The sequence below is a fragment of the Streptomyces sp. NRRL B-1140 genome (genome assembly GCF_001280065.1).
In the GTDB taxonomy this organism is placed as follows: Bacteria; Actinomycetota; Actinomycetes; order Streptomycetales; family Streptomycetaceae; genus Streptomyces.
This window is the reverse complement of sequence record NZ_LGEA01000136.1, coordinates 219,248-230,913: the sequence shown is the minus strand read 5'-3', so window position 1 is coordinate 230,913 and position 11,666 is coordinate 219,248. Positions and strand designations below refer to the sequence as shown.

Annotated in this window: 13 protein-coding genes; 4 read left to right on the top strand and 9 right to left on the bottom strand. The window is 73.1% G+C overall.

Annotation, left to right across the window (positions count from 1 at the left end; all coding sequences use genetic code 11):
• The coding region (locus ADK65_RS32935) for a methylmalonyl-CoA mutase family protein (RefSeq protein WP_234353026.1) at window positions 1-567 on the bottom strand (567 nt) is incomplete at its 3' end.
• 140 nt (window positions 568-707) lie between these two features.
• Here ADK65_RS32935 and ADK65_RS32930 point away from each other — a divergent pair.
• On the top strand, window positions 708-1,553 hold the full coding sequence (locus ADK65_RS32930; protein WP_053674648.1) for a L,D-transpeptidase family protein: 846 nt from the start codon (window positions 708-710) through the stop codon (window positions 1,551-1,553).
• A 268-nt stretch (window positions 1,554-1,821) separates the two neighbouring features.
• Here ADK65_RS32930 and ADK65_RS32925 read toward each other — a convergent pair whose 3' ends face one another.
• The 4 genes from ADK65_RS32925 to ADK65_RS32910 all read right to left on the bottom strand — a co-directional run bounded on the left by ADK65_RS32925 (window position 1,822) and on the right by ADK65_RS32910 (window position 5,412).
• Entirely contained in the window at window positions 1,822-2,799 is a 978-nt protein-coding gene (locus tag ADK65_RS32925; protein ID WP_053674646.1) for a hypothetical protein, read from the bottom strand.
• Window positions 2,799-3,473 carry an RNA polymerase sigma factor gene (locus ADK65_RS32920; protein ID WP_053674644.1) on the bottom strand — a complete coding sequence of 225 codons (675 nt, stop codon included), beginning with the start codon at window positions 3,471-3,473 and terminating at the stop codon, window positions 2,799-2,801. The genes ADK65_RS32925 and ADK65_RS32920 overlap by 1 nt, the downstream gene beginning before the upstream one ends.
• Before the next feature lie 382 nt (window positions 3,474-3,855).
• Window positions 3,856-4,659 carry a hypothetical protein gene (locus tag ADK65_RS32915; RefSeq protein ID WP_053674642.1) on the bottom strand — a complete coding sequence of 268 codons (804 nt, stop codon included), beginning with the start codon at window positions 4,657-4,659 and terminating at the stop codon, window positions 3,856-3,858.
• Window positions 4,660-4,794: 135 nt separating this feature from the next.
• A complete protein-coding gene (locus ADK65_RS32910; RefSeq protein WP_053674639.1) occupies window positions 4,795-5,412 on the bottom strand; it encodes an RNA polymerase sigma factor in 618 nt (205 codons plus the stop codon).
• Between the two features lie 212 nt (window positions 5,413-5,624).
• Between ADK65_RS32910 and ADK65_RS32905 the strand changes: the two genes are divergently transcribed.
• Entirely contained in the window at window positions 5,625-6,863 is a 1,239-nt protein-coding gene (locus ADK65_RS32905; protein WP_078956267.1) for a peptidoglycan recognition protein, read from the top strand.
• A 1-nt stretch (window position 6,864) separates the two neighbouring features.
• Here ADK65_RS32905 and ADK65_RS32900 read toward each other — a convergent pair whose 3' ends face one another.
• The 4 genes from ADK65_RS32900 to ADK65_RS32885 form a co-directional block, all read right to left on the bottom strand.
• Window positions 6,865-7,260 (bottom strand): hypothetical protein, encoded by a 396-nt coding sequence (locus tag ADK65_RS32900; RefSeq protein ID WP_078956266.1) that lies wholly within the window; start codon window positions 7,258-7,260, stop codon window positions 6,865-6,867.
• A 153-nt stretch (window positions 7,261-7,413) separates the two neighbouring features.
• Window positions 7,414-7,968, bottom strand: a complete 555-nt coding sequence (locus ADK65_RS32895) for a hypothetical protein (protein ID WP_053674636.1) — start codon at window positions 7,966-7,968, stop codon at window positions 7,414-7,416.
• A gap of 108 nt (window positions 7,969-8,076) precedes the next feature.
• Window positions 8,077-8,583, bottom strand: coding sequence for a hypothetical protein (locus ADK65_RS32890; protein ID WP_053674634.1), 507 nt, complete (start codon window positions 8,581-8,583; stop codon window positions 8,077-8,079).
• Window positions 8,584-8,677: 94 nt separating this feature from the next.
• Window positions 8,678-10,339 (bottom strand): beta-N-acetylhexosaminidase, encoded by a 1,662-nt coding sequence (locus tag ADK65_RS32885; protein ID WP_199825744.1) that lies wholly within the window; start codon window positions 10,337-10,339, stop codon window positions 8,678-8,680.
• A 224-nt stretch (window positions 10,340-10,563) separates the two neighbouring features.
• Here ADK65_RS32885 and ADK65_RS32880 point away from each other — a divergent pair, with 224 nt between their 5' ends.
• The gene (locus ADK65_RS32880; protein ID WP_078956265.1) at window positions 10,564-11,037 is read left to right on the top strand and encodes a 2-oxo-4-hydroxy-4-carboxy-5-ureidoimidazoline decarboxylase; all 474 of its coding nucleotides are present in this window, start codon (window positions 10,564-10,566) and stop codon (window positions 11,035-11,037) included.
• A 247-nt stretch (window positions 11,038-11,284) separates the two neighbouring features.
• Window positions 11,285-11,665, top strand: a complete 381-nt coding sequence (sdhC, locus tag ADK65_RS32875; RefSeq protein ID WP_010047075.1) for a succinate dehydrogenase, cytochrome b556 subunit — start codon at window positions 11,285-11,287, stop codon at window positions 11,663-11,665.
• The last annotated feature ends 1 nt before the right edge of the window (window position 11,666 follow it).

The following is an 11,666-nucleotide window of genomic DNA, read 5'->3' as shown; positions in this document are numbered from 1 at the left end:
CGCGGTCAGCCGCAGCGACGGCTTGGGCGGGAAGATGTACGTGCCCCGGGCGATGTACTCCTTCAGCACGTCGTTCTGGATCGTGCCCGTCAACCGGTCCGCCGGGATCCCCTGCTCCTCGGCCACCAGCTGGTACAGAAGCAGCAGCAGGGCCGCCGGGGCGTTGATCGTCATCGACGTCGAGACCTGGTCGAGCGGGATCCCGCCGAACAGCACCCGCATGTCCTCGACCGAGTCGATGGCCACGCCCACCTTGCCGACCTCGCCGTGGGCGATCGGCGCGTCGGAGTCGTGGCCCATCTGGGTGGGCAGGTCGAAGGCGACCGACAGACCCGTCGTGCCGTGGGCGATGAGCCGGCGGTAGCGGGCGTTGGACTCCGCGGCCGTGCCGAAACCGGCGTACTGCCGCATCGTCCAGGGGCGGCCCGTGTACATCGACGGATACACACCGCGGGTGTACGGGTACGCCCCCGGCTCCCCCAGCTTCTCCGCCGGGTCCCAGCCCTGAAGGTGCTGCGGACCATAGAGCGGCTCGATGGGCAGTCCGGACTCCGACTCACGCGCCATGGTGGGTTGCCTCCCGCAGAGCAGTGACCTCGCTCACCACCATGCCCCCTGGTTCGCGACCGGTCACGCCCGGGGAACATCTCAGGTGACATCCGGGCGTGCCGGTGAGACGAGCGGGGGGCTGTGTGCGTAGTACGGGCATGGGGAGAGCGTTCGTGGCGGGACTCGCCGTACTGGCCGCGCTGACCGGCTGCACGGTGCAGACGCCCGACGGCGAGGGCGAGCGCCGCTCGCCGGTGCACATCGAGCTGCCGAGCAGCACCCCGTCCCCGGGCCGCACGCCGTCCGGCGGCGGCACACCCCGTTCCGCACCGCCGTCGGACGACGACAAGCCCCGTGCTGCTCCCACCCCGCCCCGCGTGCTGTGGTCACGCGGCGACACCGGCCGCGACGTCCGCGAGCTGCAGGCCCGGCTGCGCCAGGTCGCCTGGCTCTTCGAGGGGCCGACCGGGACGTACGACGAGCCGACGCAGCGGGCGGTCAGCGGCTTTCAGGGCAAGCGCGGGCTGCCGCGCACCGGGAAGGCCGACGCCGTCACCTGGCGGCGGCTGCTGGCCATGACGCGTGAGCCGGGCCGCTGGGACCTGTACCTGATGGGCGGCCAGCCGGCCGACCCGCCGGACCCCCGCTGCCGGTCCGGCCGGGTGCTGTGCATCGACAAGACCAGCCGGACGCTGCGCTGGATGGTCGACGGGCGGACGGTGTCGACGACGGCGGTCCGCTTCGGCTCGCAGGGCACGCCGACCCGGGAGGGTGTCTTCTCCGTCTACTGGAAGTCACGCGATCACGTCTCGACGCTCTACGACTCGCCCATGCCGTACGCGATGTTCTTCAGCGGCGGCCAGGCCGTGCACTTCTCGGCGGACTTCGCCGCCCGGGGTTACGCGGGTGCCTCGCACGGCTGCGTCAACGTACGGGACGAGGCGGCGATCGCACGGCTGTACGCGCAGGTCCGCAACGGCGACAAGGTCGTCGTGTCCTGGTGACGGCGGGGAGAGAAAGTAGGGGCGCGGGCGGGACCGGGGGAACGTGTCCCGCCCGCGCTCGGTGCACGAGCCGTAGGTACGGGGGGAACCCCGGCTCTGTGCGACGGCCGATGACCAGTCGGCTCACTCATTACTGCGCCGGGGCGGCCGAAAACGTCACACCCTCGGCCGGCTCCTTTACAAAGAACACGAAACCGCAGGTCACAGCGGTGTGAGAGGTGTCCCGGCCGTCCGGCGCCGACTCACGGTCCGCGCCGTCAGCGGCGTCTCAATCCCTTCCGGCCCGCTTCTCGGACTTCGGGTCGGCCTTCCGCTCGTCCCCGTCCTGCCTCCGGTCGTCCCGCTTCCGGTCCTGCTTCCGGTGCGGCTCGTGGTGCTCCCGGTCCGGCTGCCGGCGCCGCTCCTCGCCCTTGCCCTGGCGGTGTCCCTGGTCCGCGCGGTCGTCGCTCCGGCGCTCCTTCGAGCGGGGGCCGGCCGAGGACAGGACGCCCTCGCAGTACGTCCGCACCCGCCGGTCGCCCGCCGCGTCCCGCAGGGCACGCCGGCGGTCGGGGTCCGGCCGCTTTCCGTCGCGCAGGTCGCGGCAGGCCGCGGTGATCTCGCCACCGTGTCCCACGGAGCGGTCCTTGTGCTCGTCCGGCGCCGGGGCGCCCTCGTCGCGCGGCTCGCCCCGGCCCTGGGAAGGGGCGTCGTCCGGGGCGGAACCGCCCTGAACGGCGTCGCTGGGCGACGCTGACACCAGCGGGCGTTCCGGATGAGTGACGGACGCCGAGACGGAGGCGCCGGGCCGTGGCTCGTCGCCGCCGAACGGCGCCCTCAGGACTCCGGTTCCGGCCGCGAGGGCGACCCCGCCGGCCATGCCGACGGCCAGCGCGGCGGTCAGGGCCAGGCGTGCGGGGCGGGCCCAGCGGGACCGCCGGACCGTGGCGGTGCCCCTGTCACCGGCGGTCCCGATCCGGACCAGCCCTGCGTCGGCGATCCGGTCGGCGGCCCGTCCCGCGGTGTCCGCACGGGCTGCGGCCGCGTCGGCGCGTTCCGCGCGGGCCTTGCGGAACGCGGCCACCGCGGCGGCTTCGCCGGGGAGTTCATCGCTGGTCAGAGGGGGTGTGACGGACAGCGCGCCGAGGGTCCTGGCAAGGCGTTCGGCCTGCTCCCGGCCGACGCCTTCGACAGCTCCGGGTGGCTCTCCGCTCAGCAAACGCTCCGCCGTTTCGCGGTCCAGCCACCTGTACTGCTCGTCGGCCATCACACATCCTTCTGCGTCCGCGCGACGCTGTGCGTCACACCTGCGGACGTCACCGCACCGCCGCGCGGTTCTCTCTGGGGCGGCAGGGCGTCGAGCACCCCGGCCGATTCCGGATCGGCCTGCGGGTCGTCGCCGAGCAGTTCGGCGAGCCGCTTCAGGCCCCGGTGCGCCGCCGTACGGACCGCTCCCGGGCGCTTCCCGAGCGTCTCGGCCGCGGTCTTCGCGTCGAGCCCCACCACCACGCGCAGCACGACCGCTTCGGCCTGGTCCTGCGGCAGCCGGGATATCAGGGAGAACGCGCCGTCCGTGGCGAGTGCCTCGATGGCCTCGCCGGCGGTGTCCGACTCGGCGGCCCGGCCGGTCAGCTCGGTCTCGTCGCCGCCGATCGCGGGCCGGCGCCCGCGCATGCGTATGTGGTCCAGGGCGCGGTTGCGGGCGATCCGGGCGGCCCAGCCGCGGAAGCGGTCCGCGTCGCCGGTGAACCGCTCCAGATCGCGGGCTATCTGGAGCCACGCCTCGGACGTCACGTCCTCGGCGTCGGGGTCGCCGACCAGTGTCCGTACGTACCCGAGCAGCCGCGGGTGCACGGTGCGGTACACAGTCCGGAACGCGTTCTCGTCTCCGTCCTGTGCCGCGCGCACCGCGGCGGTCAGCTCCGCGTCGTCCCCCAGCACCGCGCGCCCTTCTGCGCCTAAGCCGGCGCCGCTCTCGCGGACCGGATCCTCGCCGTCGTGGTTGCTCAATTGGTGGTTGCGGTGCCTGGACCGCAGGTGGTTGCGGTGGTCGTACCGCCTCCGCGTTGGCGCGAATGGCACGTTACGACCTGAAACCGCTCCCCGTCCATGTCCGTCCAGGATGCAACTAAGCCGTGACGCGCGGGGGTGTGACACAAAACGCACACCGGGCGCTGTAGGGAGTACGGGCCGCCGCGCGGCCCGTGCCGCGCGACGGCCGGGGCCTCTCCTGTGGGGGGTGGCGGCCTCGGCCGTTGCCATGGCGGGGAGCCGGAAGGAGCGCAGCATCGCTCGGCCGTGACGGCCCGCCCCCGCGAATCCCTTACCGGTGACGGTTGTTGGCCCGGGAGCGCTGGTCCTCGCTCCGGCTCTTGCCCGCGCCGCTGTCCGCGCTCTTGTCCGACTGGTTGCCCGACTCGTTGCCCCCGCCGTTGTCGGCGGGTGGTGTGGCGTCGACCTCGGGAGCGTTGCCGTTGGCGGAGCCACCGCCCTCGTTCCGCGGCTCGCCCAGGCGTTCGGAGCAGTACGCCGTGACCTTGCTCTCACCGCCGGCGGCGGCCACGAGACGCCGCCAAGCGGTCGCCTCCATCGCCTTGCCCCGCTGCCGGACGTCCTCGTAGGCGCGGCAGTGCGCCTCGGTGTCCTGGGCGGGGGCCGGCCGCCCGGGGTGGGCCGGGGCCGAACCGGGGCCGGTTCCCGGGCCGCGGCTGTGACGGCGGTCGGCGCCGGGAGGCTGTCCCGCCGGGTCGTGCGGGGTGCTGCTCGGGGCGGGCCGGCGCTCAGGGGCGTCCTTCGTGCCCTCCCGCTGCGATCCCGCCACTCCGATCGCCGCCACGGCGACCCCGCCCAGCGTGAGGCCGGCGAGCAGTACGGAGAGCGTCGTCTTCAGGGACCTCCCCGGGTGACGCCGCTCACCGGCACGCCAGTCGTCCCGGCGGCGGGTACGCGCGCCCAGGGCCCGGGCGTCGCGGGCGGCCCGGAAGGCGGCCACGGCCCGCCGCTCGCCCTCGGCGTCGACACCGTCCCGGACGAGGGAGGCGACGATCAGCGCCTCCACGCCGGAGTCGAGGAGGGCATGGCGGGAACCACGGCCGGAAAGCCCGCCGTCGCTCGGCCGTTCACCCATGTCCGTTTCCGTCCCTGCTCGATCGATCCCGCTGCCACTCCGGCGCCGGGCCCCAGTACGTCCCGTCGGCCCGCCCTGTTCAGGGCGCCGGGTCCGCGCGACCCGGCCGGGCCGTCAGCGAAACCACCGATTCCGCTACGTCGACTCACCCAGCGTCCGGGGAGCCTCATCCGTCACACTCTCCGCGCCCAGCTGCCCGGCGAGGCGTTTCAGACCCCGGTGGGCGGCCGTGCGTACGGCACCCGGCCGCTTGCCCAGGACCCGCGCGGCGGCGGGGCCGTCGAGACCGACCACGACCCGCAGCAGCACGGCCTCGGCCTGGTCCCGCGGCAACCCCCGGACCAGCTCCAGGGCGTGCGCGGTGGAGATGGCCTCCAGCGCCTGGTCGTGCGTGCTCTGCGGGCCGGGCAGGTCCAGGACGTCCTGCTCCAGCTCGGACGACCGCGGCCGTACCCGCTGCCGGCGCAGGTGGTCCAGCGCCCGGTGCCGGGCGATGGTCGCCGTCCAGCCGCGGAAGCCGGCGCCGTCGCCCCGGAACCGCCCGAGGTCCCGGGCGATCTGCAGCCAGGCGTCGGACGCCACGTCCTCCGCGTCGTCCCCGACCAGACCGCGCAGATAGCCGAGCAGTCCGGGCTGCACCAACCGGTAGGCGGCCGCGAAGGCCGCTTCGTCACCCTGCTGGGCCCGCAGCACGGCCTCGCCCAGCTCCCCGTCGTGCGCCTGCCCGCGCCGGGGTTCCGCTCCCTGACCCAAGTACCGTCCTCGTCCGTGCCGAGTGCGCCCTCCCACGGTGATCAGCGCCGGTCGGCGCGGAAGTGTCACATCCCGTCAGGCGCCGGGCCGGCGCCCGTTCGGGTCAACCCGGCCCGCCGTCCTCGGGAGCCTCGCCCCGCGGAGGTTTCGGCCAAGTGACGCACCGGGGACCTCTGCTCGCGATGCCACCGCCCACGAAAGGCGAGCGCCGTATGACATCCCGCCTCCTGCGCACCGCCGTCGCCACCACCCTGGCCCTCGGCGCCCTCGGCCTGGCCCAGCCCGCCCGGGCCACCCCCTCGGACGGTGTGCACACCGTCCGGGTGCCGGACGGCGACCCGCACGACCGGTCCCTCGCCCCGCGCACCACCGAGCCGTTCAGCCTGATCGGCATCACCTGGGACGACCCGGACGAGGCCCTCGACGGCGACGTCCAGGTGCGCACCCGCTCCCGGGAGAGCGGCGCGTGGACCGCGTGGCGCCCCCTGGACACCGAAGGCCGTACGCCCGAGACCGGCCCCGACCGCGAACGGACCGGCGTGCGCGGCAGCACCCAGCCGCTGTGGACCGGGCCCTCGGACGGGGTCCAGGTGCGGGTGACGGGCTCGCGCCTGCCGGAGGGTCTGCGGGTCGAACTGGTCGACCCCGAGGCCGGGTCGGACGCCGTGCACACCGCGGACATCGGGCCGGACGCGGCCGGGCCGGCCGCCGGACCGCTCTCGGCCCCGCGTCCCACCGTGACGTCGCGCTCCGCCTGGGGCGCCGACGAGTCCCTGGTGAAGGACCCGCCCACCCTGACGGGCAACACGAAGGCGATGTTCGTCCACCACACGGCGGGCACCAACGACTACAGCTGCTCCCAGTCGGCGTCGATCGTGCGCGGCGTGTTCCTCTACCACGTACAGAGCAACGGCTGGAACGACATCGGCTATCACTTCCTCGTCGACAAGTGCGGCACCGTCTTCGAGGGGCGTGCGGGCGGCATCGACAAACCCGTCCTCGGCGCACACACCTATGGGTTCAACACCGCGACCAGCAGCGTCTCGGTGCTCGGCGACTACTCCACGGCGGCCACGAACGCGGCGGTGCGCGAGTCGGTCGCGAAGGTCGCGGCGTGGAAGCTCGGCCTCTACGGCATCGACCCGACCGGGACGGTCGTACTGACCTCCGGTGCCGACAACGGCAAGTACAAGCTGGGCCAGAAGGCCACGTTCCACCGTATCTCCGGCCACCGCGACGGCTACCCGACCGAGTGCCCCGGGCAGAACCTCTACGACGACCTCCCCGGGATCCGCACCCTGGCCGCGAACGCCACGAACGCCACGAACGCCACGGACGCCGCGACGGCGGGTGCGCCCGTCGCCGAACCGCCGGGTGGCCCCGCGGGCGTGAACGAGGACGTGAACGAGGACGTGATCGAGGGTGTGATCGAGGGCGGCCGCGCCCGCTGACCTAACGCCGGGGCGCGGTGCTCATCGCGTCCCGGCACAGCAGCCGCAGCGATCCATGGCCGCCGTAGCACCGGCGGGCCTCGTCGATGGGGTCCCACAGGCGTCCGTCGGGGGTGCGGATCCAGTGGTCCCCGCCGGTCGCCCACCACTCCGCACCGGTCTGACGCGCCATCACCTCACCCGCGTACGCGCCGAAGCCGCGCAGCACCTGCTGGACCGCCGCGTCGGGCGCTCCCTCCTGCCGTATCCCCTCGATCATCCGGTCGATGCTCCACAGGCTCTGCGCCGAGTAGTCGAGGCGCAGCCGTGCTCCCTCGCGCATCGTCGCCACTGTGTCCGCCGCCCATCGCAGCGGCTTCGCAGCCGCCGATGGCCTGGTCTCCGCTTGAGTCGTCACATCCCGGAAAGCGCTGCGGCGAAGCGTTTCGTCACCCGGAATCGGCGGCTTCCCCGAAGTGGCGCAGGACCGACCCACCTCACCCAAGGGACGGTCACAGGACTTTCCCAGGAAGGGGGTTTAGGCCGGTGGGGCCGTCGGCGGCGCCGCCCGTCAGCCGCGCTGCCGGCTCCGGCGGGACACCACCGCACGCAGGACCCGCCGCCCCTCGACCGACAGCTCCAGCGCCCGGCGCAGACCGGCCGGGCCATGTCCGGCCAGCACCTCCAGGACGGTGATCTGGCGGCGCAGTTCGGCGGCGACGAGCGGCGACATGCCCTCCGTACGGCCCTCGCGCCGGGAGTCGACGGACGAGGCCTCGTCCTCGGCGGTGTCCAGGAGCCGGTGGATCTGCAGGGAGGCGACGGAGCAGCCGTCGGCCCACACCCGGACGGCGGCGGCGGACCGCTCGGCGGGAGCGGCCTCGAGCATCCGGTGGGCGAGCACCACCGCCTCGTCCCCGGCGCCGGCCGCGTCCAGCTTGCCGCGCGCCTGCTCCAGCCGTTCGCCCCACTCCTCGGCACCGGCACCGTCGCTGAGACTCGCCCAGACCGGCCTGAGGACCTCGTCGTCGCCGCCCAGCAGGGGCACGCACCGGTCCAAACAAGCCAGCCCGCTCGCGGCCAGCCCACGCTCGTCGGCCTGTGCGATCAACTCCACCAGGCTCATCCACGCCTCCCTCCGCGGGCCGTCTCCGGGGCCCTATCAGGCCGCTGCCAGCCCTCACCCCTCACGGAACCCGCACTTCCCCTTACTGCGTGCAACGGGCCCGGAGTGTCACAGGGGTACCACGCCCAACCTGTCGAGAAAGCGGAACAGCAGGTTTTCGGCCAGGGGGTCAGGGTCTGAAGTGAGTACGTCCATCAGCGCGTCGGCGTTCACATCGCATCCGGCCTCTGCGGCCCAGCGCACGGCGTGCTCGGCGGCGTCGCCCGGGTCCAGGAAGTAGTCCTCCAGCATGAGGCCCTCCCGGTCCGCCCCCAGGTACCCGGCCATCGCGGAGCGCCCCAGGCAGGTCGTCCACGCCCCGCTCTCCGGAGCCGCGGCCTCCAGCACGACGCACTCGCTGTTCATGACGTACCCGAAGAGCGCCGGCGCCCCGGTCTCCCGGGCGAGGGTGTTCATGTTCCCGATGTCGCCGTCGCTGCTCGGGTACTCCCACACCTGCCACCCGCCCGGTGTCGAGGCGCGCCGCGTCGGACCCTCCCCGGCGCCCGCCAGCGCGTCCAGCTCCGGCAGCGGCCGCTCCCCCCGGCCCACGACGAAATATCCCCAGTAGCCCATGTCCCGGTTCCCCCCGGCATGTTCGATCACGGTCGTCAGAAGACCACCACAGCCGTACGGGAGTTCGCAGCCGTATGAGCCAATTCGTGCCGGGTCAGCCGAGCCTGTCCGCCAGCGCCCGGAACTCCGCCCAGGACAGCTCCGGCTCGCCCGGGTCCCAGAGCTTCTGGACGGTCGCCCGCAACGGCATCCGGATCCCGGCCGCGACCTGGTCCTGGGTCTGGGAGTTCGCGAGGTCGCACCACACCGCGAAGGACCCGCCGAGGATCTGCCCGTCGTAACGCGCCGGCACGGCCGCGGTGCCGCGCAGCACCCGGGGCGTCCACTGCTCGTAGATCCGCTCCCCCGTCGGGTAGACGAAGGTCTGCGGTTCGCCGAGCACGTAGTACAGGAACTCGTCGTTGTAGTTGATCACCTTGCGGCCCGCCTGGAGGTACTCCAGGGGCGCCCGGGCGCCGATCTCCTTGCCGGTCCAGTAGGCGACCTGGATGTCCTTGGCGGCCTGGACGGAGGTGCCGCGGAAGAAGCCGTCGTTCCAGGCCCGCGGGACGCGCTGGTGCTTGCGGACGGTGTCGGCCCGGTGGTTCAGCCATCCGGTGGTGAGGTCGGCGACCGTCGCGCCGGAGCCGTACTTCTCCCGGGCGGCGGCGGCCAGCTGCGGGAACGACGCCTCCGGGTTCGACCGGGTCAGCGCCTGGTACTCGTCACCGCCGAGGTGCCACGGCCCGCCGGGGAAGAGGTCCGCGTACTCGTTCAGCAGGTCGTCGACGATCTCGGCGCTCTCGGCCTTGGAGATGTCGATGGCGCCCTGCACCGCCGAGCCCTGCGCGGAGCGCAGCTGCAGGTCGGGGTGGGCGTCGAGGACCGCGCCGAGGTGCCCGGGGGAGTCGATCTCGGGGACGATCGTGATGTGCCGGCTCTGCGCGAGGGCGATGATCTCGCGCACCTGCGCCTTGGTCAGATGCTGCTGCGACACGATCTCCGGATGCGAGGAGGACTCGATCCGGAACCCCTGGTCGTCGGAGAAGTGCAGCCCCAGCCGGTTGAACTTCAGATCGCCCAGCTCGCGGATCCGGTCCTCGATCCAGCCGGCCGTGAAGTTCTTGCGCGCGATGTCCAGCATGAACCCGCGCTGCGGCTTCGCCGGCTCGTCCTTCACGACCCCCTCGGGGGCCGTGCCGCCGTCGTGCGTCTCCTGCTTCAGGGTGCGGGTGCCGTAGAAGACGCCGGTGTCGGTGGGCCCGTCGATCTCCACCCGCCCGTCGCGCACGGTCATCACGTACGACTCCGGGTTCGCCCCCTTGTCGCGGTTCAGCGCCAGCCGCAGGTCCCCGGCCCGCTTGTCGCTCTTCTCGCCGGCGTACGTCATGCCCAGCTCGCCGGCGACCAGCCGCCCCTCGTCGGCCAGCGCCCCATCGTCCACGACCACCCGGTTGCCCTTCCCGGGCTTCCAGCCCGGGCCGCGCGCCGGCTCGTGGTCGCGCACGGCGGGGATGGTGCGCGGAGCCTCGGAGAGGGGGTAGGAGCGGGTCGGGCTGGGGGTCGCCTCCGGTGCTCTGTCCGGGGGCGCCGCCGCGGAGGCTCCCCTCGAGGAGCCGGCCTCCGAGGCCGTGGACCCGCCGTCGCCGCCCGAGGCCGCCCAGAGCCCGAGACTCACCCCGGCCGCGACCACGACCAGGGCTACAGCCACGGCCACGACCAGCACCTGCCGCTTGTTCTCCTGCTTCGCCGAAGTCCGGCGCCTGTGCTGACTCACCCAGCCAACCTAAAACCCGGGGCCGCCCGGCGCGCGTCCACCACGCGTGCCGTAACTCTCCCTCCCGGGTGAAATTCGTGCATCCTTCGGACACGTCACGGTCGCACTCGGTAGCGTGAGGTCACATCTCTCACACCTTGCCCTGCCGACACACGTGACGCCCACGAGGACCCACGCTGCCCGCGCACCCTGTCCCAGATCTCCCCGGCCGACTCGCCATACCGGTGGAGCACTTCAACGCCGCCTCCGAGGAGGACCTGCAGCAGGCCCTCCTCTCCTGCCTGCGCAGCCTCCGCTGGGCCCGGCGCGTCGCGGACCACCGCCCCTACCCGGACGTGGACTCCCTGCTGGCCGCGGCGGACGAGGCGGCCTACGACCTGGCCTGGCCCGACCTCACCGAGGCACTGGCCGCCGAGCCCCTGCCGACGCTCCCGCCGGACACCTACTCCGCGGCCCACACCGCCCTCAGCGCGGCCCACGCCGCCTACGAAGCCCGCTTCGGGCACGTGTTCGTCATCTGCCTGGACGGCCTGTCCCCGTCGGAGACCCTGGACCGCCTCCTCGCGGCCATCCGGTCACGATTGACCAACGATCCCGAGGAGGAGCGGGCTGTCGTGGCGGACGAGCTCCGGCGGCTCGCGAGGGGACGTCTGCTGCATGCCCTCAGGGGCGCGGGGCTGCAGTCGACCTGCGGCTAGCGCCGTGTGGGCGCGAGCGACCACTGACGACTCGCACCCGGCGTCCCGGAAACACCCCCTGCCCCCTGAGCCGCACTAGCCCACCGGTACCTCTTTGCGTGCCAGTTTGATCACACCCAGGGACCCCGGCTCAGCCCAGCGTCCGCGCCTCGCTACGATGCTGGGGGCCGGTGGACCGTACCCGGCCGGGCCCGACCGACACACCAAGCCGGCGCGGCCCCAATCCCCGCTCCCGGAGGAAACTTCCGTGCCGGCTGGAACGCTGTACCGCGGCCGGGAAGGAATGTGGTCCTGGGTGGCTCACCGAGTCACCGGCGTCCTCATCTTCTTCTTCCTGTTCGTTCACGTGCTGGACACCGCCCTCGTCCGCGTGTCCCCTGAGGCCTACGACAACGTCGTGGCCACGTACAAGACGCCGATCGTCGCGCTGCTGGAGTACGGCCTCGTCGCCGCCATCCTCTTCCACGCGCTCAACGGCCTGCGTGTCATCGCCGTCGACTTCTGGATCAAGGGCGCCCGGTACCAGAAGCAGATGCTCTGGACCGTCGTCGCCCTGTGGGTCGTGCTGATGCTCGGGGCGATCTACCCCGTCCTCGGCCACGCCGCTCGTGAACTGTTCGGGAGCTGAC

Excerpts from the sequence above, each read along its gene's own strand:
- ADK65_RS32930 (WP_053674648.1), top strand. The coding sequence starts at position 708 with ATGGGGAGAGCGTTCGTGGCGGGACTCGCCGTACTGGCCGCGCTGACC.
- ADK65_RS32895 (WP_053674636.1), bottom strand. The coding sequence starts at position 7,968 with ATGAGCCTGGTGGAGTTGATCGCACAGGCCGACGAGCGTGGGCTGGCC.
- ADK65_RS32925 (WP_053674646.1), bottom strand. The coding sequence starts at position 2,799 with ATGGCCGACGAGCAGTACAGGTGGCTGGACCGCGAAACGGCGGAGCGT.
- ADK65_RS32915 (WP_053674642.1), bottom strand. The coding sequence starts at position 4,659 with ATGGGTGAACGGCCGAGCGACGGCGGGCTTTCCGGCCGTGGTTCCCGC.
- ADK65_RS32890 (WP_053674634.1), bottom strand. The coding sequence starts at position 8,583 with ATGGGCTACTGGGGATATTTCGTCGTGGGCCGGGGGGAGCGGCCGCTG.
- ADK65_RS32905 (WP_078956267.1), top strand. The coding sequence starts at position 5,625 with ATGACATCCCGCCTCCTGCGCACCGCCGTCGCCACCACCCTGGCCCTC.